This is a genomic window from Streptomyces sp. NPDC001348 (assembly GCF_053597535.1).
In genome coordinates this window covers 1-24,713 of record NZ_JBSFIK010000073.1, presented here as the reverse complement: position 1 = coordinate 24,713, position 24,713 = coordinate 1, and the positions used below count along the sequence as shown (strand labels likewise).

Sequence of the window (24,713 nt, the reverse complement as noted above, 5' to 3'; positions counted from 1 at the left end):
GAGTACATCCAGTACGCGGGTGATGCTCCGCCTTGCGAGGCACCGCACCGGACGCCGCGAGCTTCCCGGCAAACCTTTCCGGTCGCAGCACTAGCGATCGACCCAGCCGTGGTTCTGGGCGAGGTTCCGGATGCGTTTGCGCAGGTCCAGGATCTGCGCGCCGGTCAACGTGGGCTCGGAGCACAGCAGGACCTCGGTGACCTCGTGCTCGAATTCCGCGGCCGAGAGGACGTCGCACATGTCGTCGCCGTCCGGGTCCGCCCCGCGGCGGTGTGCGAACACCGGCTCCAGACCCGGCGCCGGTTTCAGGACGCGTACCGCCGACGCCTTCGGACCGCGATCGCCCTCCTCGACCAGGAACTCCACGGTGCTGCCCGGGCCGAGCAGGTTCTTGTCGTCCAGCAGATCGTTCACGTGCATGAACACGTCGTCGCCGCCGGTGTCGGCGGCCACGAATCCGTAGCCCTTGATCCGGTCGAACGAGACGACCGTGCCCCTGACAGTCACCACAACCACCACCTCATCCACCCCACACCGGGCTTTCCGCCGGTCACGATAGGCGCGGGCGTGGAACCGGACAAGACGCGTCCCTCCGGACCGGACACCGGCCCCGACGCCCACACCCACGTCCTTGACTTCGTGTGCGCTTCAAGCTGAAGACTCCCGTCCGCGTGCCCGGCACCCCGGGTGCGCCGACGGAGGGAGCAGCAGCGTGAAGTACCGCACCATGGGGACCGACCCGGCGACCCGCCGCGAGGTGAGCGTGCTCGCCCTGGGCGCCATGCTGTTCGGATCACGGACGGACGAGCGGACCTCGTTCGCCGTCCTCGACCGGTACGTGGAGGCCGGCGGCAACTTCATCGACACGTCGGACAACTACGCCTTCTGGGAGGACGGCGGCCAGGGCGGGCAGAGCGAGGAACTGCTCGGCCGCTGGCGGCGCAGCCGCGGGATCGGTGACGAGGTCGTGATCGCGACCAAGCTGGGCGCGAGGCCGCTCGCGCCCGGAACGAGCTACGTCGACAACGCCGAGGGCCTGTCGGCGAAGGCCATCCGGGAATCGGCCGAACGCAGCCGGGAACGCCTCGGCGTGGAGCGGATCGACCTTCTCTACGCCCACATAGAGGACCGGGCCGTCCCGCTCGGCGAGACCGTGGAGGGCTTCGCCGCACTGGTCGAGGAGGGTGCCGTCGGACTGCTCGGCGTCAGCAACCACGCCGTCTGGCGGGTGGAGCGGGCCCGCGCCCTCGCCGCCGCGGCCGGCCTGCCCGGCTACGAGGTGCTCCAGTACGAGCACAGCTACCTCAGGCCCCGGACCGACGTGCCGGACGACCTCTTCCCGGACGGCAGCCTCGGCGGCGCCGACGCACAGCTCCTCGACTACCTGCGCGCCGAGCCGGAGCTGACCCTGGTGGCCTACTCGCCGCTGCTCAAGGGCGCCTACATCCGCCCGGACAAGCCACTGCGCCCGGACTACGACCACCCCGGCACCCGCGCCCGGCTCGCCGCCCTGGAGGACGTCGCCCGGGAGACGGGGGCCACGCCCCACCAGGTGGTGCTGGCCTGGCAGCTCGGCGGGCCACTGCCGGTCGTGCCGCTGACCGGGACCTCATCGGTGGCCCAGCTGGAGGAGAACCTCGCCGCGGTGGAACTGGAACTCGACCCGGAGCAACGGGCCCGCCTGGACGCCGCCCACTGAGCGCGCCGCCCGACCGCCACCGACGTACGCTCCTTCATGAGCCAAGGAGCGGGTCATGACCACACTTCCCACCGCCCATTCCGTCCGCATCACCCCGGAGGGCTTCCAGTGGGAGCCCAGCGACCGCTGGGTGCGCGGGGTGAAGGGCGAGGTCACCGTCGTGGACAGCCGGCACCCCGTGCTGGTGTGGGAGCCCGGACTGCCCGTACCCCAGTACGCCTTCCCGCGCGGGGAGGTCCGCGAGGACCTCCTCCGCCCGGCGGCGCATCCCCCGACCGGGGCGCACGCCGGGTCGCGGGTCTTCTACGACCTCGACGCCGGCGGCGAGCCGCTGCGGAACGCGGCCTGGACGTACCCGGGCCGCGAACTGGCCGGGCACATCGCCTTCGCCTGGTTCCAGCGCAGCGGCCCCGGCCTCGACCACTGGTACGAGGAGGACGAAGAGATCTTCGTCCACCCCCGTGACCCGCACAAACGCGTCGACGCCCTGCCCAGCAGCCGCCATGTCGTGGTCGAGATCGACGGCACGGTGGCTGCCGAGACCCGGCGCCCGGTGCTGCTGTTCGAGACGGGACTGCCCACGCGGTTCTACATCCCCCGCGAGGACGTCCGCCTCGACCTGCTGGAACCCACCGACCACAGCAGCAGATGCCCGTACAAGGGCGTCGCCGAGTACTGGTCCTGGCGGGGTGACGCGGACGTGCCGGGCAACATCGTCTGGAGCTACCCGGACCCCCTGCCCGCGGTGGCCGCGGTCAGGGGGCTCCTGGCCTTCTACGACGAGGCCGTCGACATCACGGTGGACGGCGAACGCCGCCGGCGCCCGGTCACCCTGTTCACCTGGGCCCTCTTCGACAGATCCGAGGCGGGCAGGCACTAGCGGGTGTCCTGCGGCCCCCTAGACGTCCGCGCCGCGGGGCTCCCGTACCACCGCGATGTCACCCGGGGCCAGGGTGACCGAGCCGGTGGTCTCCTTGCCGGTGAGGAGTTCGGTGGCGCCCGCCGGGACCGGGATCTCGGCCCCCTGTCCGGCGTGGTCGATCAGGAACACGTAGTCCGCGTCGGTGCCGCGCCGCCGGACCACCTCCACGCCCGCCGGCACGGAGCGGACCGGCTCCACGCCCGCCTCGGCGCGCACCCGGCCGAGGAACGCGGCGAGGGTGTCCGGGTCCGGGAGCGTCGCCACGTACCAGGCCGTGCCCGCCCCGTAAGCGTGCCGGGTCACGGCCGGTACGCCCGCCAGGGGGCCGTCCGCGTACGAGGCGACCGCCTCGGCGCCCGCCAGGCGCAGCCGCTCCGACCACAGCGTGCCCGTGGCCTCCTGGGGAACCTCCCCGCGCAGACCCACCGTCTCGCCGGGCCGCAGCGGGAACGGCTCGTCGCTGCGCACGCCCAGCGCCTCCCGGAACGCACCCGGATAACCGCCCAGCCGCACATGGCAGTTCCCGTCCACCATGCCGCTGTGGAAGCCCACGGCGAGGGTGCCGCCGCGCTCGGCGTACGAGGTGAGGTTCGCGGCACCCGCGTCGTCCACCAGGTAGAGGCTGGGAGCCAGCACCAGACGGTACGCGGACAGGTCCCCGTCCGGGCGGACGAAGTCCACGGCCACCCCGGCCCGCCACAGCGGTTCGTACCAGGTGCGCACCAGGTCCGCGTAACGCAGCTCGCCGCTCGGCTGGGAGGGCAGCTCCAGGGCCCAGCGGGCGTCCCAGTCCCAGACGATCGCGACCTCGGCCGTGCCCGTGCTGCCGCGCACCTCGGCCAGCGCCTTCAGATCGGCGCCGAGCCGCACCACGTCCCGCCAGATCTGGCTGTCGGTGCCCGCGTGCGGCAGCATCGCCGAATGCCACTGCTCGGCACCCGCCTTCGCCGCCCGCCACTGGAAGTAGGCGATGCCGTCCGCGCCGTGCGCCACATGCGCCAGCGCGTTGCGGCGCAGCTCGCCCGGGCCCTTGGCACGGTTGACCGGCTGCCAGTTCACGGCGCCCGTGGAGTGCTCCATCAGGAACCAGGGCCCGCCCGCGAGCGAGCGCATCAGATCGCCGCAGAGCGCGATGTCGATGTGCGACTCGGGGTCCGTGGACCGCAGATAGTGGTCGTTGGAGACGACGTCCAGCTCCGGGGCCCAGCGCCAGTAGTCCAGCGCCTCGAAGCTGAAGTTCACCATGAAGTTGGTGGTGGCGGGCGTGTCCGGGGCCGCCCTGCTCAGCACGTCCCGTTCCGCCCGGTACAGGGACAGCAGTTCGTCGGAGCAGAAGCGGCGCCAGTCCAGCTGGTGCGTGGGGTTGGGCACGGCACCGGTGGCGCGGGGCGGGAGGATCTCCTCCCAGTGGTAGTACCACTGGCTCCAGAAGGTGGTGCCCCAGGCGTCGTTGAGGGCGTCCAGGTTCCCGTACCGGGCCCGCAGCCAACCGCGGAAGGCCTGCGCGCTGGTGTCGCAGTAGCAGGCCGCGTTGTGGCAGCCGTACTCGTTGTGCACGTGCCACATCGCCACCGCGGGGTGGTCGGCGTAGCGCCGCGCCAACTGGTCCGCGATCCGCAGGGCCGCCCTGCGGTAGGCCGGGCTGGACGGGCAGAACGTCTGGCGGCTGCCGTACGACAGCGTGCGGCCGTCCCGGTCGACCGGCAGGGCCTCCGGGTGGGCGCGGAAGAACCAGGCGGGCGGCGCCGCGGTCGGCGTGGCGAGGTCGGCGGCGATGCCGTTCTCGTGCAGCAGGCCGAGGATCCGGTCCATGCGCGAGAAGTCGTACACGCCATCGGCGGGCTCCATCAGGGCCCAGGAGAAGATGCCGACGCTGACCATGTTCACCCCGGCCTCGCGCATCAGGCGCACGTCCTCGGCCCACACCTCCTCGGGCCACTGCTCGGGGTTGTAGTCGCCGCCGTAGGCGATGCCGGGGACGGACAGGGGGCGCTTCATCGGGCGGCTCCGGAAAGGATGCGGCGCGTGGTCTCCACGCCCCACTGGTCGAGGGAGAGCAGACGGTCGCTGGAGGCCGTCAGACCGCCGGTGGCCTCTACGTGGGCGGCCCAGCGCTCGCGGGTCTCCACGGCCGGGCGGGCCATCAGGCAGTCGGGGTCGTTGGTCCAGAGCCGGCCGTGCTGCCACTGGCGGGCGGCGCCGGTGAACTCGGCGGGGTCCTGCCCGGGCTGGCTGTAGTCGCCGGCCTCGGGGCGCCGGTGCGGGGCCGTGTCGGGGCTGACCCGCATGGCGTCGAACAGGCCGAGGGAGGGCAGGATCGGCGCGCCGCAGCCCAGCAGGTAGGCGTCGGGGCCGATGGCCTCCCGGACGATGCCGATGCCCGCCCGGTAGGCGGACAGCGCGTCGATCTCCTCGTGGTCCCCGTGGTCCGCGTGCCGCACGCCCGCCAGCGCGCCCGCGTACAGGAAGTCCACCTTGAAGTAGTCGTAGCCCTCGGCGCGCAGGGTCCGGAAGACGTCGGCCAGGTAGGCGGCCGCCTCCGGGTGGGTGGTGTCCAGCACGCACAGGTCGTGGCCCCAGTTGCGGCCGGCGTGCGCCGGTCCGCCTCCGAAGTCGCGGACCAGCCAGTCGGGGTGCTCCGCGGCCAGGTCGCTCGCCGGGTCCACCAGGAACGGCGCCGTCCAGATGCCCGCCCGGCGGCCCCGGGCCCGGATGGCGTCCGCGATGCCCTCGCGGGAGCGGAAGCGTCCGGAGAGGGTGAGCCAGTCACCCAGCGCACGCTGGTAGCCGTCGTCGATCTGCACCACGTCGATCGGCAGGTCGAGGGTGTCCATCGCGCGCAGGTTCTCGTGGATGTCGTCCTCGGTGACCTCCGTGAAGTACTCGTACCAGGAGCACCACACCGTCGGCGCCGGGCGCGGGGCGGGCAGCCCGAGGCCGCCGGCCCAGTCGCCCAGGACCGACCGGAAGTCCGTGCCGGTCCACTCCTTCACCGGGCCGTCGGCCGTGACCTCGGCGTGGTCACCGGTGACGGTGAGGCGGACGGACGGCACTTCGCGGGTCGGGTCGGCCGCCGCCCACAGCCGTACCGGGGAGCCGTCGCCGGGATCGAGGGCGAGCAGGCCCTCGCCCTGGAAGGCACCGTCGGGGACGGTGACGCCCGGGCGGTAGCAGACGGTCGCCCAGTTGTCGTCGGTCGGGCGGTACGGCGCCTGGTCGAGGGCGTAGGCGCCGCTCGGGCTCCAGGACTGCCAGCCCTCCTCGTGGACACGCGCGCGGCGCGGGTCCACGAGGACCGAGGCGACCGGGGTGAAGGAGTGATGCACGGGATCTCTTTCGGCAAACGGGGGCGCTCAGCCCTTGTTCGCGCCCAGCGTCAGACCGCTCACGAACTGCCGTTGCAGCACGAAGTACACGATCAGCGTCGGGATCGCGGTCAGCAGGGCGCCTGCGGCGACCAGGTTGGGGTCGGTGAAGTACTGCCCGGAGAGGTTGTTCAGCGCCGAGGTGATCGGCATGTTCTCGCCGGTGGAGATCAGCACGATGGCCCAGAAGAAGTCGTTGTAGATCCAGATGGACAGCAACGTCGCCAGGGCGGCCATCGCGGGTTTGCACAGCGGGAGCACGATCTGCCAGTACATCCGCCACACCGACGCGCCGTCGACGAGGGCGGCCTCGGTCAGCTCGTGGGGCAGCATCCGCATGTAGTTGCTGAGCACGAACGCGCAGAACCCGGACTGGAACGCCACGTGGATCAGCACCAGACCGAGGGCGGAGTCGTACAGCTTGCCGCTCATCGTGATGCCGGGCAGGTCGATGAGCAGGTACATCCGGTACAGCGGGGTGATGATGACCTGCTGCGGCAGCAGGTTGCCGGCGGTGAACACCAGCAGCAGGAACACGTTGAGCCGGAAGTCGAAACGGCTGACGTAGAACGCGACCATCGACGACAGCAGCAGCGTGAGCAGCACGGCCGGGACCGCGATGATCAGCGTGTTGCCGAAGTAGTGCGTCATGTCCGACTGCTGGAACGCGTTCTTGAAGTTGTCGAAGTTCAGCGTGTGCGGCCAGGAGACGTAACCCCTGTTGCTGGTCTCCGAGTACGGGCGCAGGGCCGCGAGGATCGCCCACAGCAGCGGGGCCAGCCAGGCCAGCGAGGTGACGACCAGGAACACGTGCAGCAGGACCCGGGCCGGGCGGACCGGGGTGCGCTGCCGGCCGAGCGCGGCGGTGGAGGTGCTCATGCGCGCCGCTCCTTCCGGAAGGTCGCGATCAGGTACGGGATGATGACCGCGAGGGAGATGACCAGCAGGACGACGGCGATGGCGGAGCCGTATCCGATCCGGCTGGACTCGCCGATGATGTTGTTGGTGATCAGGATCGACAGCAGCTCGGTGCCCTGGGCGCCCTTGTTGAAGACGAACACCAGGTCGAAGGCGCGCAGCGCCTCGATGATGGTGACGACCAGGACGACCGTGTTGGTGGGCCGCAGGGTGGGGAAGATGACGTTCTTGAACGTCTGCCACTCGTTGGCGCCGTCCAGGGAGGACGCCTCGCGCAGGGACGGGTCGACGCCCTTCAGTCCGGCCAGGTAGAGGATCATCATGTAGCCGCTGTGCCGCCAGGAGGCGGCGACCAGCACGGCCCACAGGTTCAGGTGCGGGTCGCCGATCCAGTCGATGTAGTGGCCCGGCTTGTTGGCCCCGACCAGGCTGTTGATCAGGCCGGTGTCGGGGTTGTAGACGAGCTGCCAGACGAATCCGGTGACCGCCAGCGACACCACGACCGGGAGGAAGTACGCGGTCTGGTAGACGCGGCTGAAGCGGATCTTCTTGTCCAGCTGCACGGCGAGGAACAGGCCCATCGGCGTCGGGACCAGGATGAGCACGACGAACCAGATGATGTTGTGCTGGACGGCCGGCCAGAACTGCGGGTTGTCGGTGAACAACTGCTTGAAGTTGTCCAGCCCCACCCACTTGATCGAGTCGAAGCCGATGCCGTCCCAGCTGGTGAAGGCCAGGGCGATCGAGGCCAGGGCCGTGAACCAGACCAGGGCCACGTGCAGAACGGTCGGCACGCCGGCCATGAAGCCGAGCGTGATGCGGTCACGGCGGGTCAGCAGGCGCTTGTGGCCCTGCGGCACCCGCTTCTTGACAGGCGCGGGGCCCGGAGGCGGCACGGGGGCCGCCTCCGGGCTCTTCGGAGTGATGTCGGTGGTCATCAGGAGGCGAAGATCTGCTTCTTCTGGCGGTCGATGGAGGACAGCAGGCTGTCGACGCCCTTGGGGTTCTGGAGGAACTTCTGCAGTCCGGGCTGCATCACCGTCGAGGTGAAGTCCGGCCGGGAGTCGCGGTCCATGAACTGGGTGAGGCTCTTGGCCTCACTGATCATCTTGTACGCCTTTTTCTGCAGCGCCGTGTACGAGGAGGTGTCGGCCTTGCTGGAGGCGGCCACCACGCTGGAGTCGGCCTTGAGGTAGATCTGCTCGGCCTCCGGCGTGCCCAGGTACTCCATGAGCTTCACGACACCGTCGTGGTTCTTCGGGGACTTGCTGACCATGAAGCCGTCGGTGGGCGCCTCGACGGTGTCCTGGCCGTACGCGGGGTTGATCTCCGGGAAGGGGAAGAAGTCGAGGTCCTCGACGTCGGCCTTGTTGGTGAACTGCTGGGCCACGAAGGAGCCGAGGAGGTACATGCCGGCCTTCTTGGAGACCAGGCTCTGGGCGGCGTCCTGCCAGGTGCGGCCCATGAAGCCGTCCTGGTGGTAGGGCAGCAGCTCGGCCCAGTGGTCGAAGACGGCCTTGACCTTGGAGTCGGTCCACGACTCCTTGCCCGCCATGAGCGACTTGTGGAAGTCGTAGCCGTTGAGGCGGAAGTTGATCTGGTCGAAGGTGCCCATCGCCGGCCAGGCGTCCTTGTCGCCGAAGGCGATCGGGACCAGGCCGTCCTTCTTCATCTTCTTGCAGAGGGCGACCAGCTGGTCCCAGGTGGTGGGGACCTCGTAGCCGTGCTGCTTGAACACGCTCTTGCGGTAGAAGAGCGCCCACGGGTACGTGTACAGCGGCACGAAGTAGTACTTGCCGTCCTCGCCCTTGCTGAGCTGCTTCATCGCGTCGGGGAAGTTGTCCCCGATCTTCGCCCACACGTCGTCGATCGGCGAGGCGAGCTTCTTGGCAGCGAAGAACTGCATACGGTAGCCGGCGAACCAGGTGAACACGTCGTCCGGGGTGCCCTGCAGGTAGGAGTTGATCTGCTCCTGGAAGGTGTTGTGGTCCTTGGTGTTGACGTCGACCTTGATGCCGGACTTCTTCGTGAAGGCCGCGTAGATCTCGGCGAACGCCTTCTTCGGCACCGCGTCCGAGGAGTTGGAGCCGAGACTGACGGTCTTCGGGTCGGAGGAGGACCCGCTGCCGCCGCAGGCGGACAGCAGGGGTATTCCGGCACCGGCGAGGAGGGCGGCTCCGCCCGCTCCGCGGAGCAGGGAACGGCGGCTGGGACCCGGCACGGCGAGACCGGAGGGCGAGAGGCGCATGGCGGCTCCTGTTAAGGCAGGGGTTCGGACAAGGGGAGAGCCGGCCTCCGAAAGGTGCTCGAAACCGATCAGAAACCAACTCGACCGAACATCGTGGGCGTAATAACAGCCGCATATCCGCTCATGCGTCAATAGCTTCCGTCCGTCTCGTGCGTCTCTTGCCCGAAACGTAATCGACACGGCCGGCAGCCGGATCGTTCACAAAGCGACAGTCACGGTCTGACCAGCAGCTGGAAGTCGAAGGTGTACCGCGACGCCCGGTAGATGTGGGACCCGTACTCGACCGGCCGGCCCGCGTCGTCGTACGCCGTGCGCCGCATGGTGAGCAGGGCCGCGCCCTCCTTCTCCTCGAGGCCGGCCGCCTCCTCGGCGGTGGCACCGCGGGCGCCGACGGTCTGCCGTGCGCTGTGCAGGGTGATCCCGGCGGCGCGCATCATCCGGTACAGGCCGGTCGACTCCAGCCGCGCGTCGTCGAGTTCGATCAGGGCGGCGGGCAGGTAGTTGCAGAGGAGGGCCACGGGCCGGCCGTGTGTGTAGCGCAGCCGCTCCAGGAGCGTGACCTCCTCGCCCTGGGCCATGCCGAGCGCGGCGGCCACGTCGGCGGACGCCGGGACGCGCTCGTTGCGCATCACCCGCGTCGTCGGGCCCTGCCCGGCCGACTCCAGGTCGTCGTAGAGGCTGCTGAGCTCCAGGGGCCGTCTGACCTGGCTGTGCACGACCTGTGTGCCGACACCCCGGCGGCGCACCAGCAGTCCTTTGTCCACCAGGGACTGGATCGCCTGCCGTACGGTCGGCCGGGACAGGCCCAGTCGGACGGACAGGTCGATCTCGTTGCCCAGCAGCCTGCCCGGAGTCAGCGCCCCGCGTCCGATCGCCGCCTCCAGCTGCTGTGCGAGCTGGTGGTACAGCGGCACCGGACTGGAACGGTCCAGGGTGAAGTCGAGGGAGTCGAGCGCGGAGACGGTCGCGGAGCGGTCGCGGTCACCGGTCGTGGGCATCGGGACACCTCCTTGTGGCGAGCGGAGTCCACAGGTGCCGGCGGCGAGCGGCGACCTGCCGCTCGTGGTCCTCGCGGTCCTCGCGTACGGTCCTCTCAGGTGTAGGGGTCGACGACAGCCCTGTCAATGATTTGTACTTACATTCGGACTAGCTCGTGAAATGATGTCTTAACAAAGTATTGACAGCGCGCCCCTCAAGGACTTGGATCGCGTCCCAGCGCACCAGCGTCCTTTCCCCCGTAGCGCAGTGAGGTGCAGGAAAAATGGACCGCTCTTCTCTCTCCCGCTCCCGCAGACTGGCCCCCGTCGTGGCCGTGGCCGCCGCGGCAGCACTGACCCTCGCCGGCTGCTCCAGCAGTTCGGGAGGGAAGAAGGCCGAAGAAGGAGGGGCGAACGCCTCCGCGGGCAAGGCCACCACTCCCCGTATGACGGTCGCGCTCGTGACCCACCAGGCGCCCGGCGACACCTTCTGGGACATCGTCCGCAAGGGCGCCGAGGCCGCCGCGGCCAAGGACAACATCAAGCTCGTCTACTCCGCCGACCCCAACGCGGGCAACCAGGCCAACTTCGTGCAGAACGCCATCGACCAGAAGGTCGACGGCATCGCCGTCACCCTCGCCAAGCCCGACGCCATGAAGGACGTCGTCAGCAAGGCGACCGCGGCGAAGATCCCCGTCGTCGGCCTCAACTCGGGCGTCAGCGACTGGAAGAAGCTCGGTCTGCTGGAGTTCTTCGGGCAGGACGAGACCGTGGCCGGCGAGGCACTCGGCAAGCGGCTCAACCAGGTCGGCGCCAAGAAGGCCGTCTGCGTGATCCAGGAACAGGGCAACGTCGGCCTCACCCAGCGCTGTGACGGCGTGAAGAGCACGTTCTCCGGGAAGACCGAGACCCTCTACGTGAACGGCACCGACATGCCGTCCGTGCAGTCCACGATCAACGCCAAGCTCAAGCAGGACTCCGCCATCGACTACGTGGTCACCCTCGGTGCCCCCTACGCGCTGACCGCGGTGCAGTCGGTGAGCGAGGCGGGCAGCAAGGCCAAGGTCGCCACCTTCGACCTGAACAAGGACCTGACGAACGCCATCAAGAAGGGCACCATCCAGTTCGCCGTGGACCAGCAGCCCTACCTCCAGGGCTACCTGGCGATCGACTCCCTGTGGCTCTACAAGAACAACGGCAACTACAGCGGCGGCGGCGAGCAGCCGGTGCTGACCGGGCCGGCCTTCGTCGACAAGTCCAACGTCGACACCATCGCCCAGTTCGCCGCGAAGGGCACCCGGTGATGAGCATGACCCAGCAAGCCGAACCGGCGGTGGGCACACCGCCGGGGGCCGGTCCCCGGAAGAAGGACGGGCGCACCGCCGAGCGGCCCCTGGTGATCCGGCTGCTGGCCCGCCCGGAGGTGGGCGTCCTCCTCGGCGCGGTGGCCGTCATGGTCTTCTTCCTGATCGCGGCGCCCACGGTCCGCCAGGGCAGCTCGATGGCCACGGTCCTCTACCAGTCGTCGACGATCGGCATCATGGCGCTGCCGGTGGCCCTGCTGATGATCGGCGGCGAGTTCGACCTCTCGTCCGGCGTCGCCGTGATCACCTCGGCGCTGACCGCGAGCATGCTCAGCTACCAGCTGACCATGAACGTGTGGGTGGGCGTGATCGTCGCCCTGGTCGTCTCGCTCGGCATCGGCGCCTTCAACGGCTGGATGGTGGTCCGCACCGGACTGCCCAGCTTCCTGGTCACCCTGGGCACGTTCCTGATCCTGCAGGGCGTGAACCTGGCGGTGACCAAGCTGATCACCGGCAACGTCGCCACCGACGACATCAGCGACATGGACGGCTTCGACCAGGCGAAGAAGATCTTCGCCTCCTCCTTCGACGTCGGCGGGGTCCAGGTGAAGATCACCGTGGTGTGGTGGCTGGTCTTCGCCGCCATCGCCACCTGGGTGCTGCTGCGCACCAGGTACGGCAACTGGATCTTCGCCGTCGGCGGCAACAAGGAGTCGGCGCGCGCGGTCGGTGTCCCGGTGAACTTCACCAAGATCACCCTCTTCATGGCCGTCGGCTTCGGCGCCTGGTTCGTCGGCATGCACCAGCTGTTCTCGTTCAACACCGTGCAGTCCGGTGAGGGCGTCGGCCAGGAGCTGATCTACATCGCCGCGGCGGTGATCGGCGGCTGTCTGCTCACCGGCGGCTACGGCTCCGCGATCGGCCCGGTCTTCGGCGCCTTCATGTTCGGCATGGTGAACCAGGGCATCGTCTACGCCGGCTGGAACCCCGACTGGTTCAAGGCCTTCCTCGGCGTGATGCTGCTCGGGGCCGTCCTGATCAATCTGTGGGTCAGCCGCACGGCGACCCGGAGGTGACCCGATGACGAACAACGGAACCGGAACCCACGGCGCCATCCTCGAGGACACCGTGCCCGCCGAGGGCGGGGCGATCGTGGAACTGCGCGGCGCGGGCAAGTCCTACGGCAACATCCGCGCCCTGCACGGCGTGGACCTGGAGGTCCATCCCGGCCGGGTGAGCTGTGTGCTCGGTGACAACGGGGCGGGCAAGTCCACCCTCATCAAGATCATCTCAGGGCTGCACCAGCACACCGAGGGCGACTTCCTCGTCGACGGCACCCCGGTGCGCTTCAGCACCCCCCGCGAGGCCCTCGACAAGGGCATCGCCACCGTCTACCAGGACCTCGCCACCGTCCCGCTGATGCCGGTGTGGCGCAACTTCTTCCTCGGCTCCGAGATGACCAAGGGCCCCTGGCCGGTCCGCCGTCTCGACATCGAGCGGATGAAGAAGACCGCGGACGAGGAACTGCGCAACATGGGCATCGTCCTGGACGACCTCGAACAGCCCATCGGCACCCTCTCCGGCGGCCAGCGCCAGTGCGTGGCGATCGCCCGCGCCGTCTACTTCGGCGCCCGCGTCCTGATCCTGGACGAGCCGACCGCCGCGCTCGGCGTCAAGCAGTCCGGCGTCGTACTGAAGTACATCGCCGCCGCCCGCGACCGCGGCCTCGGCGTCATCTTCATCACGCACAACCCCCACCACGCCTACATGGTCGGCGACCACTTCAGCGTGCTGCGCCTGGGCACCACGGAACTGTCCGCCGACCGCAGCGAGGTCAGCCTCGAGGAACTGACCAACCACATGGCCGGCGGCGCCGAACTCGCCGCGCTCAAGCACGAACTGGCCCAGGTCCGAGGCGTGGACGTCGAGGAACTCCCCGAGGCGAAGGACCTCACCGCGCCCGTGGCGACCTCTCCGGAAGGGACCTCGTGACCATGGCCGACATCCTCGACCGCATCCGGGTGGGCTCCGCCCCCGACTCCTGGGGCGTCTGGTTCCCCGACGACCCGCGGCAGGTCCCCTGGCAGCGCTTCCTCGACGAGGTCGCCGAGGCCGGCTACTCCTGGATCGAACTGGGCCCGTACGGCTACCTGCCGACCGACCCGGCCCGTCTCACCGACGAGTTGCAGCAGCGGAACCTGAAGGTGTCCGCGGGCACGGTCTTCACCGGCATGCACCGCGGCCCCTCCGTCTGGGAGTCCACCTGGGAGCACGTCAGCCAGGTCGCCGCGCTCACCCGGGACATGGGGGCGAAGCACCTCGTTGTCATCCCGTCCTTCTGGCGCGACGACAGGACGGCCGAGATCCTCGAACCACCGGAGCTGACGACCGAGCAGTGGGCCCACCTCACCAAGGGCATGGAGCGGCTCGGGCACGAGGTCAAGGAGGTCTACGGCCTCGACCTCGTCGTCCATCCGCACGCCGACACCCACATCGACACCGAGGACCACGTCGAACGCTTCCTCGACTCCACCGACACCGAACTGGTCAACCTCTGCCTGGACACCGGTCACTACGCCTACTGCGGCGGCGACAGCGTCAAGCTGATCGAGGCCTACGGGGAACGCATCGGCTACCTGCACCTCAAGCAGGTCGACCCGGAGATCCTGGCCGACGTCGTCAAGAACGGGGTGCCGTTCGGCCCGGCGGTACAGCGCGGGGTGATGTGCGAACCCCCCTCCGGGGTGCCCGAGTTGGAACCCGTGCTGGCCGCGGCTCAGCGGCTCGGTGTGGAACTGTTCGCCATCGTCGAGCAGGACATGTACCCGTGCGAGCCGGACGAACCGCTGCCCATCGCGGTGCGCACCCGGCGGTTCCTGCGCTCCTGCGGGGCCTGAGGACCGGCAGCGGGAGGGCCCGCGCGGCCCCGTCGACAGGCGGTGGCGCGCGGGCCCTCCTATGGTGGGAACAGCCGACACCGGGGGCAGCCGACGTCGGGAGCACGCCCATGTCGCACACGTCAGCCCTACTGCGCAGGGGGGTCGTCGCCGCGGCCGCGGCGGGGATGCTGATGACGCCGGCCGCGGGCCGGGCGGCCGCCGCGCCGCCGCTCCCGGCCGTCTCCGCCACGCCCTCGCCCTCCCCTCACGGGAACGACGTCCGCGCGCTCACGCCGGCGGTACGGCGGCAGCTCGACGCGGCCGTGCGGGGCGTGATGCGCGCGGCGCACGTCCCGGGGGTCACCGTCGGGCTGTGGGCACCCGGCAAAGGCCGGTACGTGAGGTCCTTCGGCGTCGCCGACCAGGCCACGGGCCGGCCGATGTCCCCCGGCCTGTACATGCGGATCGGCAGCGAGACCAAGACGTTCACCGTGACGGCGCTGCTGGAGCTGGTCGACCAGGGCAGAGTGGGGCTGGACGACACGATCGGCACGTACGTCGACGGTGTGCCGAACGGTGACCGGATCACCCTGCGCGAACTGGCCGGCATGCGCAGCGGGCTGTTCAACTACTCCGAGGACGACGACTTCTTCAAGGCGCTGACCTCCGACCCGCAGCGGCCGTTCAGCCCGCGGGAACTGCTCGGCTACTCCTTCAGGCACCCCGTGCTGTTCCCGCCGGGGGAGAAGTTCGACTACAGCAACACCAACCTGATCCTGCTCGGTCTGGTCGTCGAGCGGATGACCGGCCGGTCGCTGGCCGACGACATCCAGCGGCAGGTCCTCGGCCCCGCCGGCCTCGGGCACACGCTCTTCCCCACGGGCAACGAGTTCCCGGCCCCGCACGCGCAGGGCTACACCGACCAGACCGCGACCGGCAGGGTCGAGGACTCGGCCGGCTGGAACCCCTCCTGGGGCTGGGCGGCCGGCGCGATGATCTCCGACCTGGACGACCTGCGGGTGTGGGCCCGCACGGTCGCCACGGGCCGACTTCCCGACGGGCGCGCCCTGATCAGCCCCGCCACCCAGAAGCAGCGGCTCACCACACCCCCGTCGTCCATCCCGGGCGCCGGATACGGCCTCGGCATCTTCGACGTCCAGGGCTGGATCGGCCACAACGGCTCCCTGCCCGGCTACGAGTCCCTCACCGTCTACCTCCCGTCGGCGCGGGCGGCCCTCGTCGTCCTGCTCAACACCGACATCGACCACAAGGGGGCGGAGCCCAGCACCCTCTTCGGCGAGGCGATCACCAGGATCGTCTCTCCGGACCACGTCTTCGACCTGCCCGCGGAACCGGCGGCGCGCTGAGAACGTTCAAGGCAGTGAACGGGCGTGCGTGCCCCGGGACGGGGAGGAGACGCAAGGGACCACGAGTCGACGGGTGGCGAGGCAAAGGACACGGCCGAGGCAGCTGTCCGGCGGGCCAGGTTCGGGACGCTGCCGGAGCGGGTCCGGGCCGAGGACACGGTGGCGGAGCGACCGGCCACCCTGCCGGATCCGGCGCGGGACGCCTGTGATCCGGACGGGTGGATGGTGCGCTACTGCCTGTGAGGGCCGCTCAGGCGCCCCTGACCTCCGCGATCGTCACCGGCCGGTGCTCGTGCAGCGACAGCGTGCAGGCCTCCGCGATCCAGCCGGCCTCCAGCGCGTCCGCGATCGTGCACGGGGAGGGGCGGGTGCCGGCGACGACCTCGGTGAACGCGGTCAGTTCGGCCCGGTAGGCGTCGGTGAAGCGGTCCATGAAGAAGTCGTGCGGAGTGCCGGAGGGGAAGGTCACGCCGGGCTCCACGGAGCGCAGCGGCAGCTTGTCGTCCAGGCCCACGGCGATGGAGTCCGTGAAGCCGTGGAGTTCCATGCGGACGTCGTAACCGCGGGCGTTGTGGCGGCTGTTGGAGACCACCGCGATCGTGCCGTCGTCCAGGGTGAGGACCGCGCCGGTGGTGTCGGCGTCGCCCGCCTCCCGGATGTAGTCGGCGCCCCGGTTGCCGCCGACCGCGTACACCTCGGTCACCTCGCGGCCGGTCACCCAGCGGATGATGTCGAAGTCGTGCACGGAACAGTCGCGGAAGATGCCCCCGGAGGCGGCGACGTACGCGGCGGGCGGCGGGGCCGGGTCCAGCGTCGTCGACCGCACGGTGTGCAGCTTGCCCAGTTCCCCCCGCTGGACCGCGGCCCGGGCGGCCACGAACCCCGCGTCGAAGCGGCGGTTGTAGCCGATCTGGACGGGCACGTCGCTGCCCTCGAGGGCACGCAGCACCTCGACGCCCTCCGGCATGGTGCGGGCGACGGGCTTCTCGCAGAAGACGGGGACGCCGGCCTCGACGCCGGCCAGGATCAGGGCGGGGTGGACGTCGGTGGCCGCGGCCACCACGAGCCCGTCCACCCCGGCCGCCAGGACCGCCTCGGGGGAGTCGGCGACCTCGGCACCGAACCGCTCGGCGGCGGCCTTGGCCGCGTCCGCGAACGGGTCGGCCACGACGAGGGACTCGACGGCGTCGAGCCCGGAGAGGGTCTCGGCGTGGAAGGCGCCGATGCGGCCGAGGCCGAGGATTCCGATACGCATGTGCTCCGCTGCTTCCTGTGAGTGGTGTTGCCGTCCGTCGCCGGGGTTCCGGCCCCGGCGGGCTCGGTCCGTCTGGTTCAGTCCAGCCCGCCGAGCACGTTCTGGTCCCAGTCGATCACCGAACCGGTGACCACGCCGGACCGGTCCGACAGCAGGAGGACCACGAAGTCGGCGATCTCGTCCGGCTGTCCGAGCCTGCCCATCGGCAGCCGGGCGGCCGCCTGTTCCCGCCAGTCGTCCCCGGCGCCGTGGAAGGCCCGCTGGGTCGCGTCCTCGCCCTCGGTCGCGGTCCAGCCGATGTTCAGGCCGTTGATCCGGATCCGGTCCCAGCGGTGGGCGTGCGCCGCGTTGCGGGTCAGACCGGCCAGCCCGGCCTTCGCGGCGACGTAGGGCGCGAGGAAGGGCTGTCCGCCGTGCTCCGAGGAGGTGATGATGTTGACGATCGTGCCGGGCGCCTTGCGGGCCACCATGTCGGCGACCGCCGCCTGCATGGCGAAGAACGGCCCCTTGAGGTTGATCGCGATGTGCTGGTCGAACAGCTCCGGCGTGGTGTCCAGCAGGGTGCCCCGGGAGGTCAGCCCCGCCGAGTTGACCAGGCAGTCCACCCGGCCGAAGGCGTCGGCCACCTGGGCCACGGCGGCCTTGGCCTGCTCGGCGTCCGCGAGGTCGGCGCGTACGTACCGGGCCTTGGCGCCGGCCGCCGCCAGCTCGGCCACCAGGGCCTCGCCCGGCTCGGGGCGCCGCCCGGTGACGGCCACGACCGCCCCCTCGCGGACCGCTGCCCGCGCGATCGCGGCCCCCACCCCCTGGCTGCCGCCGTTGACCAGGACGACCTTGTCGTCGAGAAGTCCCATGTGTCCTAGTCCCTCCTTCTCGTCCTTCTCGTCCGTGCCCTGGTCCTCAGCCCGCGCGTCGCCCGGCGGCGGCGCGCAACTCCTCGCGGAGCGTTTCCGGGGTGCGTTCCTCCCGCAGCGCCCGCCGGACGAGGTCCGCCTGCGAGGGCGGGGCCAGACCGTCCACCGGCGGGTCGCTGTCGAGGTCGGTCGGGAAGGGATAGCCCTCGGCGCTCGCGGCGACGACGCGCTCCAGCCAGGCCTCGCCGACGCCCTGCGCCTTGCGCTCGAGCAGCACCGGGTAGACCGCGTTCACCACCGCCTCGCGGTCCACCGTCTCCATCGCGCGCCCGAAGGGCGACGACACCTGCAGGAGGTTGGCGACGCGTCGGACGTCCGCGGTCACGTTCGATCCCGCCGCGTGGAAGAGCGCCGGGTTGAAGAAGACGGCGTCGCCCTTGGCGAGCGGGAGCTGTACGTGGTGCGTGTCGAAGTACGCCTGGAACCGAGGCAGCCGCCAGGCCAGGTAACCGGGTTCGTAAGCCTGCGAGTACGGCAGGTACAGCGTCGGGCCGGACTCCACGGGCATGTCGCAGTGCGCGACGGCGCCCTGGAGGGTGAGCACGGGGGAGAGGCGGTGCACGTGCGCCGGATAGGCCGCGGCGGCGTGGGCCGAGAGGAACCCCAGGTGGTAGTCGCGGTGCGCGGTCTGCGCGGCCCCGCCCGGGTTGACCACGTTGACCTGGGAGGTCACCTGGTAGCCGGGACCCAGCCAGGCCTCGGACACCAGGGCCAGGACGTCGTTGGCGTAATAGTCCGCGAACGCCTCCGGGTCGTGCAGCGCGGCCTTCTCCAGCGCGTTCCACACACGGTCGTTGGCGCCCGGCCTGGCGAAGTGGTCGCCCCCTCCCGCGCCCGAGGCGCGCTGCCCGGCGATCAGGGCCTCGAACACGGCGGTGGCCCGGTCGACGACGGACGGATCCGGAAAGGCCCCCTTGAAGACCACGATGCCGGGGCCGTCGGTGAGCGCCCGGACCAGTTCGGTCCGCACGGCCCGCAGGTCCCCGGCCGCGCGCAGCCGTTCACTGTCGTAGACGGGCACGTTCCGCTCCACCGCCGAGGCGTGCGGGTGGCCGGCCGGGTCGGTGGTCCGTTCCACGAGCGCGCGGAAGGCGTCGAGATCGCAGGTCTGCGCGGACAGCCAGACAGCACCTGGCGCGGAGGCGGGGGACATCGGTGTCCTTCCTTCGGTCACGGAAGCGACGCGGCCCTGCCATTCTTGTCAGTACAAACCCTTCCAACAACCGGCACGCGACCATCAAAAACCCCTCAAGGAGCCGAGGAGTCCCCACCATGGGCCACCCCTTCCCGATTCGCGAGATCGCACGTCAGGCCGGTCTCAGCGAGGCCACGGTGGACCGTGTGCTGAACGGCAGGGGAGGGGTGCGGGAGAGCACCGCGCAGGAGGTCCGCCGGGCCATCGCGGACCTGGACCGGCAGCGCACCCAGGTCCGGCTGGTCGGCCGGACCTTCATGGTCGACATCGTGATGCAGGCGCCCGAACGGTTCAGCACGGCCGTGCGCGCCGCCCTGGAGGCCGAACTGCCCGCGCTGCACCCGGCCGTGCTCCGCTCCCGTTTCCACTTCCGGGAGACCGGCCCGGTGCGGGAGCTGGTCGGCACCCTGGACCGGATCGCCCGGCGCGGCTCCCAGGGCGTGATCCTCAAGGCGCCGGACGTCCCCGAGGTCACCGCCGCCGTCGGCCGGCTGGCCGCGGCCGGGATCCCGGTCGTCACCCTGGTCACCGACCTGCCCGCCAGCGGCCGGCTCGGCTACGTCGGCATCGACAACCGGGCGGCCGGGGCCACCGCCGCCTATCTGACCGGCCAGTGGCTCGGCGACCGGCCCGGCAACGTGCTCACCAGCCTCAGCAGCGGGTTCTTCCGCAACGAGGAGGAGCGGGAGATGGGCTTCCGCAGCCTCATGCGGGCCCGCCACCCGGAACGCACACTGGTGGAGATCGCCGAGGGGCAGGGACTCGACGCCACCCAGTACGAGCTGGTGCGGGCCGCGCTCGAGCGGGACCCGGAGATCCGCGCGGTGTACTCGATCGGCGGCGGCAACATCGCCACCCTGCGGGCCTTCGAGGACCTCGGCCGCGAGTGCGCCGTGTTCGTCGCGCACGACCTCGACCAGGACAACACCCGACTGCTGCGCGAGCACCGCCTGTCCGCCGTGCTCCACCACGACCTCCGCCAGGACCTGCGGGAGGCCTGCCACCTGGTGATGCGCGCCCACGGCGCGCTGCCGCCCGCCGGACCGACCCTGCCGTCGGCGATCCAGGTCGTCACCCCGTACAACATGCCCGTGCACACGGCGAACCGGAGGGGGCCGGAGTGACCCGCACCGAGCGGACCGAACACCTGCGGATCGAGGGCGTGCCCATGGTCGCGACCCTCGTGCGGGGCGGCGACATCGGACTGCTGGCCCTGCACGGCGCGGGCGAGGGAGGCACCGCCGAACTCGCGGCCATCGTGGCCGGCCGCTGCGGCGCCACCAGCCTGGTCTTCACCCAGCCGGGCACCCGCCGGCCCGTGCACGTCCCGTCCCCGCGTATGGCCGTGGACCACTGCGCGCTCCTCGGCGAATTCCTGTCCGGTGTCTCCCTCACGGTCTCCCTGCACGGCCACATGCGGCCCGGCGCCGCGCGCACCGTCTTCCTCGGCGGCGGCAACCGGGAGGCGGCACTGGTCCTCGCACAGGAGTTCGACGCCTTCGCCCCCGGCTTCCGGGCCGTCACGGACGTCACGGCGATACCGTCCGCCCTGCGCGGGCTGCATCCGAGGAACCCCGTCAACATGACCCGCCGACGGGGAGTGCAGGTGGAACTCCCGTTGCCGGCGCGGACCACCGGCCCGGTGAGACGGCACGGAGTGCCCGACCGGCCCCCGCAGCCGGTGATCGACGCCCTCGCCGCCGGCGTCGCACGGCTGTCCGCGGGCCCGGGCACTCAGGGCACCCGGACGTCCACCCAGGAGCCGCTCTGAGCCGAGCGCACCATCGCGTCCAGTGCCTCCGCGCTGCGCACGGCGTCGTCCAGCGTCGCGCCGTACGGCTCGTCCCGCGCGATCGAGTGCAGGAATCGGGCGGCCTCGATCACCTTCAGGTCGTCGTAGCCCATCGCGTTGGCCGCGCCCGGCTGGAACGCCGCGAACTCGCCGTCGCCCGGGCCGACGTGGACGGTGCTGACGGGCTGGTCCTGGTACCGGTCGCCGCGGCCGACCCCGAGTTCGTTCATCCGGCGGAAGTCCCAGAACACCACCCCCGACGTGCCGTGCACCTCGAAGCCGTAGTTGTTCTGCTCGCCCACCGAGACCCGGCAGGCCTCCAGGACACCGCGGGCTCCGGAGGCGAAACGCAGCAGACAGCCGACGTAGTCCTCGTTCTCGACCGGGCCGAGCTCGCCGCCCGCGGCCCGGGAGTGCCCCGCCGTGGCGCCGGCGGGGCGGGCCCGTTCCGGTACGAAGACCGCGGTGTCGGCGGTCAGGGACGCGATGTCACCGATCAGGTACCGGGCCAGGTCCACGCCGTGCGAGGCCAGGTCGCCGAGGACCCCGCTGCCGCCCCGCTCGCGCTCGTACCGCCAGGTCAGCGCGCCCTCCGGGTCGGCGGCGTAGTCACTGAACAGACGGACGCGGACATGGGTGACGGTGCCGATCCCGCCGGAGGCGATCAGGTCGCGGGCGGCCTCGACGGCCGGCGCGTTGCGGTAGTTGAAGCCGACCGCGCCGCGCACCCCCGCCTTCGCCACCGCGTCGGCCACCGCCCGGGCGTCCCCGGCCGTCAGGCCCACCGGCTTCTCGATCCAGATGTGCTTGCCGGCCTCGGCCATCGCCACGCCGATCTCCCGGTGCAGGAAGTTCGGAGCGGTGATGCTGACCGCCCGCACCCGCGGGTCGGCGGCCACCTCCCGCCAGTCCCGGGTGGCCGAGGCGAAACCGAACCGCTCGGCTGCCTCCTCGGCCCGGCCCGGCACCTCCTCGGCGACGGTCACCAGCTCCGGCCGCAGGGGCAGCCGCGGATAGTGGTGCCGCACACGGGCGTACGCCTGGGTGTGCACCCGGCCCATCCAGCCGAATCCGACGACGGCGACACCGAGCGAGTCCACCATGACAGCCCCTTTGGACCGGTCCACATCCTGTCCGGCCCCACCCTGAGCGTGGAGAACGTGGGTGTCAACCCTTTGACAGCCCGGAGCGGCGCATGGAACGGTCCATGCCATGAGAGCGCCCACCATCCGCGACGTGGCCGAACGAGCCGGGGTCTCCAAGTCGCTGGTCTCGCTGGTGCTGCGCGGCTCCGGCCAGGTGCGCCCCGAGAAGCGGGAGGCGGTGCTGCGGGCCGTCCGGGAACTCGGCTACCGGCCCAACGCCGCCGCCCGCAGCCTCAGCGAGCAGCGCACCAGGACCGTCGGCGTCCTCCTCAACGACCTGCGCAACCCCTGGTTCGTCGACCTCCTCGACGGCCTCAACGCCCCGCTGCACGCGGCGGGCCTGCACATGGTGCTCGCCGACGCCCGCCTCAACCGCCGCACGGGCCACGACCTGACCGGCCCCTTCCTGGACCTGGGCGTCGACGGCCTGGTGGTGGTCGGCACCCTGCCCGACCCCGGCCTCCTCGGCGCGGTCGCCGAGCGGCTGCCGCTCGTCGTCGCCGGCGCCCGCGAACCGGTCCTGCCCGGCGTCGACATCGTGGCCGGGGACGACGAGCACGGCGCCCGGCTGGTCACCGAGCACCTCATCGGGCTGGGCCACCGCCGCATCGCCCATCTCGCCGGGTACGGTGCCGTCGGCGAGCTGCGGCGCCGCGGGTTCGAGGCGGCGATGCGGGCGCACGGGCTGGCCGGGCAGGCGCTCGTGGAACCCGGCGACATGACCGAGGAGGGCGGCTACCGCGCCACCGTACGGCTCCTCAGCCGCCCGGACCGGCCCACCGCCCTGCTCGCCGTGAACGACACCGCCTCCCTCGGCGCGCTCTCGGCCGCCGGGGAGCTGGGACTGCGCGTTCCCCGGGACGTGTCGGTGACCGGCTACGACAACACCGGCACCGCCCGGCTCCGCCATGTCTGGCTGACCACCGTCGACACCGCGCCGCACGAGGTCGGCCGTCGCGCAGCCCGCTGCCTCCTGGACCGCCTCGACGGTCACCGCGGAGAGGGCGGCGTCCGTCTGGCCGTGCCCACGCTGAAGATCCGGGGGACGACGGCACCGCCGGCCGGCACGGGCTGACCGGCCGAGGTGAAGTGGCGGGGCGCCACGGGCCGGGCGATCGTGGAGAGCGCCGAACGCGTCCCCCTGCCAAGAGAGGAGCCCATGGCGGACATCTCCCAGGCCGCGGCCGCGGCCGCGCCCCGGCGGCCCACGCACGACCGCCGGTCCATGCTGCTCTTCGGCGGTGTCTACGGTGCCGTGGTCGCCAGCGCGGTGCTGGCGGCACTCACCGAGTACGGGCGCTACTCCCGGGCCGACCGGCGCTACGACGCCGCCTGGCTGCTGGTGACCGCCCTGGCCTCCGCCCTGGCGCACGGCTACGCCCACTACATCGCCGACCGCGGTCCCCGTCGGCGGGGACAGGCCCTGCGTGCGCTCGCCGCCGAATGGCCGCTGGTCGCGGCCATGCTGCCCAGCGTCCTGATCCTCGCGGGGGCGGGCTGGGGCTGGTGGCCGACGCGGAGCGTCGAGTACTCGGCGTTCTCCTTCAACATCGTCCTGCTGTTCACCCTCGGCCTGTTCTCCGCGCGGTCCGCGGGACGCAGATGGGCCTTCGCGGTGGCCACCGGCGTGGGGGACGCGCTGATCGGGGTGATCGTGGTGGTGGCCAACGCGGTCATCAAGTAGCCGCCACCGCCCCCGGCCCGCACGGGGAGTACCCGGCACCGGCACTCGCGCGGGTGCGGTAGGGTTGACCTGCGCGATCACGCGGGGCTACCGCGTGGCAGCGCACCGGGACGTGGCGCAGCTTGGTAGCGCACTTGACTGGGGGTCAAGGGGTCGCAGGTTCAAATCCTGTCGTCCCGACTGGAGACGGTCGGTAGGTCAGGGCCTGTTTCGGAGGTATCCGAAACAGGCCCTCGATCATTTCTCGGCTGCCTGCGCCCGGCACATCGCCGGACGGGCTCCTCAAGAACGCAGGGACCAGTCCTGGTCGGCTCCGTTGGTGTCGGCCCACTGGATGACCTTGGACCCGTTCGCGGTCCGGCCGCCGTAGACGCCCAGGATCAGCTGGGTCTGCATGTTCTTGATCACACGATGCCCATGCGCGTCGGTGGCGTACGACCAGAACATGTTCCCCGCCAGGTTGCACAGTGAGGCGACGACCTGGGTCCCTTGTCCTCCGGTGCTGCTGAGGCACTGGTTGTTGCCGTTCACGAGCAGGAAGTAGGTGCCGGTCGGAGAGCCGGTCGACCACTCCTGGTCCGGACGGGTCGTGCAGTCCCAGATCCCTGCGTTCCCGTTCGCGATACCGAGGCAGCGGCCGGAGTTCGGGTTCAGCAGCCGTACGGAACCGACCCAGGGTCCGAACGTCGGCGCCACGGCCTCGGAGGCCGCTGCGTTCGCGCCGGGCGCGGTCATCAGCCCTGCGGCCGCCAGCAGTGCTGCCGCGGCGGACACGACGGCGGCCCGGCCTGGACGGGACGAAGTCATCTTCGATCAGCTCCTCGGATCTCACGCGCCTGATGAGTAGTTGGTGGGGCGGCGGCCTGCTGCGCCCGGCGGTCACCGGTCGGCGCCGCGGCCCGCCGCCACACTCGTGCCGTCGCCCGGCCCGGTCAACGGGCGGGGGCTGGATCGGGGGCGTCCGCACAAAGGAGCATCAACTAATCAATGTCTTGCCTGCTCAGCTGGCATCCCTCGGCTTCCAGACCACCGCATCGAGGCGGACCCGG

23 protein-coding genes and 1 tRNA gene are annotated in these 24,713 nt (G+C 71.0%); 12 read left to right on the top strand and 12 right to left on the bottom strand.

Annotated elements, in window-relative coordinates; translation table 11 throughout:
* Positions 1–90: 90 nt before the first annotated feature.
* Entirely contained in the window at positions 91–510 is a 420-nt protein-coding gene (locus ACWC21_RS40490) for a cold shock domain-containing protein (RefSeq protein WP_450889735.1), read from the bottom strand.
* Between the two features lie 202 nt (positions 511–712).
* Between ACWC21_RS40490 and ACWC21_RS40485 the strand changes: the two genes are divergently transcribed.
* The gene (locus ACWC21_RS40485) at positions 713–1,699 is read left to right on the top strand and encodes an aldo/keto reductase (protein ID WP_450889733.1); all 987 of its coding nucleotides are present in this window, start codon (positions 713–715) and stop codon (positions 1,697–1,699) included.
* Between the two features lie 55 nt (positions 1,700–1,754).
* A complete protein-coding gene (locus ACWC21_RS40480) occupies positions 1,755–2,579 on the top strand; it encodes a DUF427 domain-containing protein (protein ID WP_450889731.1) in 825 nt (274 codons plus the stop codon).
* Positions 2,580–2,597: 18 nt separating this feature from the next.
* Here ACWC21_RS40480 and ACWC21_RS40475 read toward each other — a convergent pair whose 3' ends face one another.
* The 6 genes from ACWC21_RS40475 to ACWC21_RS40450 all read right to left on the bottom strand — a co-directional run bounded on the left by ACWC21_RS40475 (position 2,598) and on the right by ACWC21_RS40450 (position 10,150).
* On the bottom strand, positions 2,598–4,619 hold the full coding sequence (locus ACWC21_RS40475; RefSeq protein ID WP_450889729.1) for a beta-galactosidase: 2,022 nt from the start codon (positions 4,617–4,619) through the stop codon (positions 2,598–2,600).
* Positions 4,616–5,947 (bottom strand): glycoside hydrolase family 36 protein, encoded by a 1,332-nt coding sequence (locus ACWC21_RS40470; protein ID WP_450889728.1) that lies wholly within the window; start codon positions 5,945–5,947, stop codon positions 4,616–4,618. Before ACWC21_RS40470 ends, ACWC21_RS40475 begins: the two co-directional genes overlap by 4 nt.
* A gap of 27 nt (positions 5,948–5,974) precedes the next feature.
* A complete protein-coding gene (locus ACWC21_RS40465; protein ID WP_450889727.1) occupies positions 5,975–6,865 on the bottom strand; it encodes a carbohydrate ABC transporter permease in 891 nt (296 codons plus the stop codon).
* Positions 6,862–7,842, bottom strand: a complete 981-nt coding sequence (locus ACWC21_RS40460) for a carbohydrate ABC transporter permease (RefSeq protein WP_450889725.1) — start codon at positions 7,840–7,842, stop codon at positions 6,862–6,864. Before ACWC21_RS40460 ends, ACWC21_RS40465 begins: the two co-directional genes overlap by 4 nt.
* Positions 7,842–9,152: an ABC transporter substrate-binding protein gene (locus ACWC21_RS40455; protein ID WP_450889723.1), complete on the bottom strand. Its 1,311-nt coding sequence runs from the start codon at positions 9,150–9,152 to the stop codon at positions 7,842–7,844. The genes ACWC21_RS40460 and ACWC21_RS40455 overlap by 1 nt, the downstream gene beginning before the upstream one ends.
* Before the next feature lie 212 nt (positions 9,153–9,364).
* Positions 9,365–10,150 carry a GntR family transcriptional regulator gene (locus tag ACWC21_RS40450; protein WP_450889721.1) on the bottom strand — a complete coding sequence of 262 codons (786 nt, stop codon included), beginning with the start codon at positions 10,148–10,150 and terminating at the stop codon, positions 9,365–9,367.
* Between the two features lie 263 nt (positions 10,151–10,413).
* Between ACWC21_RS40450 and ACWC21_RS40445 the strand changes: the two genes are divergently transcribed.
* The 5 genes from ACWC21_RS40445 (at position 10,414) to ACWC21_RS40425 (ending at position 15,679) form a co-directional block, all read left to right on the top strand.
* Positions 10,414–11,433 (top strand): sugar ABC transporter substrate-binding protein, encoded by a 1,020-nt coding sequence (locus tag ACWC21_RS40445; RefSeq protein WP_450889719.1) that lies wholly within the window; start codon positions 10,414–10,416, stop codon positions 11,431–11,433.
* Positions 11,433–12,509 carry an ABC transporter permease gene (locus tag ACWC21_RS40440; RefSeq protein ID WP_450889717.1) on the top strand — a complete coding sequence of 359 codons (1,077 nt, stop codon included), beginning with the start codon at positions 11,433–11,435 and terminating at the stop codon, positions 12,507–12,509. The genes ACWC21_RS40445 and ACWC21_RS40440 overlap by 1 nt, the downstream gene beginning before the upstream one ends.
* Positions 12,510–12,513: 4 nt before the next feature.
* Positions 12,514–13,425, top strand: a complete 912-nt coding sequence (locus ACWC21_RS40435) for an ATP-binding cassette domain-containing protein (RefSeq protein WP_450889716.1) — start codon at positions 12,514–12,516, stop codon at positions 13,423–13,425.
* 2 nt (positions 13,426–13,427) lie between these two features.
* Positions 13,428–14,330: a sugar phosphate isomerase/epimerase family protein gene (locus ACWC21_RS40430; protein ID WP_450889715.1), complete on the top strand. Its 903-nt coding sequence runs from the start codon at positions 13,428–13,430 to the stop codon at positions 14,328–14,330.
* A gap of 110 nt (positions 14,331–14,440) precedes the next feature.
* Positions 14,441–15,679 (top strand): serine hydrolase domain-containing protein, encoded by a 1,239-nt coding sequence (locus ACWC21_RS40425; protein WP_450889713.1) that lies wholly within the window; start codon positions 14,441–14,443, stop codon positions 15,677–15,679.
* 250 nt (positions 15,680–15,929) lie between these two features.
* Here the strand turns inward: ACWC21_RS40425 and ACWC21_RS40420 are convergent, their stop codons facing one another.
* The 3 genes from ACWC21_RS40420 to ACWC21_RS40410 form a co-directional block, all read right to left on the bottom strand.
* Positions 15,930–16,934 carry a Gfo/Idh/MocA family protein gene (locus ACWC21_RS40420; RefSeq protein ID WP_450889711.1) on the bottom strand — a complete coding sequence of 335 codons (1,005 nt, stop codon included), beginning with the start codon at positions 16,932–16,934 and terminating at the stop codon, positions 15,930–15,932.
* A gap of 77 nt (positions 16,935–17,011) precedes the next feature.
* On the bottom strand, positions 17,012–17,788 hold the full coding sequence (locus ACWC21_RS40415) for an SDR family oxidoreductase (RefSeq protein WP_450889710.1): 777 nt from the start codon (positions 17,786–17,788) through the stop codon (positions 17,012–17,014).
* A gap of 46 nt (positions 17,789–17,834) precedes the next feature.
* A complete protein-coding gene (locus ACWC21_RS40410) occupies positions 17,835–19,001 on the bottom strand; it encodes a phytanoyl-CoA dioxygenase family protein (RefSeq protein ID WP_450889708.1) in 1,167 nt (388 codons plus the stop codon).
* 119 nt (positions 19,002–19,120) lie between these two features.
* Between ACWC21_RS40410 and ACWC21_RS40405 the strand changes: the two genes are divergently transcribed.
* Positions 19,121–20,167: a LacI family DNA-binding transcriptional regulator gene (locus ACWC21_RS40405; protein WP_450889706.1), complete on the top strand. Its 1,047-nt coding sequence runs from the start codon at positions 19,121–19,123 to the stop codon at positions 20,165–20,167.
* Entirely contained in the window at positions 20,164–20,814 is a 651-nt protein-coding gene (locus tag ACWC21_RS40400) for a poly-gamma-glutamate hydrolase family protein (protein WP_450889705.1), read from the top strand. The genes ACWC21_RS40405 and ACWC21_RS40400 overlap by 4 nt, the downstream gene beginning before the upstream one ends.
* On the opposite strand, the gene ACWC21_RS40395 is transcribed toward ACWC21_RS40400, so the two are convergent.
* Positions 20,778–21,938: a Gfo/Idh/MocA family protein gene (locus tag ACWC21_RS40395; protein WP_450889704.1), complete on the bottom strand. Its 1,161-nt coding sequence runs from the start codon at positions 21,936–21,938 to the stop codon at positions 20,778–20,780. The two genes, ACWC21_RS40400 and ACWC21_RS40395, sit on opposite strands and share 37 nt — an antisense overlap.
* 109 nt (positions 21,939–22,047) lie before the next feature.
* Here ACWC21_RS40395 and ACWC21_RS40390 point away from each other — a divergent pair, with 109 nt between their 5' ends.
* From ACWC21_RS40390 to ACWC21_RS40380, 3 genes are all read left to right on the top strand, one after another.
* Positions 22,048–23,055, top strand: coding sequence for a LacI family DNA-binding transcriptional regulator (locus ACWC21_RS40390; protein WP_450889702.1), 1,008 nt, complete (start codon positions 22,048–22,050; stop codon positions 23,053–23,055).
* A gap of 84 nt (positions 23,056–23,139) precedes the next feature.
* Positions 23,140–23,664 carry a hypothetical protein gene (locus ACWC21_RS40385; RefSeq protein ID WP_450889700.1) on the top strand — a complete coding sequence of 175 codons (525 nt, stop codon included), beginning with the start codon at positions 23,140–23,142 and terminating at the stop codon, positions 23,662–23,664.
* Positions 23,665–23,770: 106 nt separating this feature from the next.
* Positions 23,771–23,844, top strand: a tRNA-Pro gene (locus tag ACWC21_RS40380).
* Positions 23,845–23,946: 102 nt separating this feature from the next.
* Here ACWC21_RS40380 and ACWC21_RS40375 read toward each other — a convergent pair.
* A complete protein-coding gene (locus ACWC21_RS40375) occupies positions 23,947–24,471 on the bottom strand; it encodes an RICIN domain-containing protein (protein ID WP_450889699.1) in 525 nt (174 codons plus the stop codon).
* Positions 24,472–24,713: the final 242 nt, after the last annotated feature.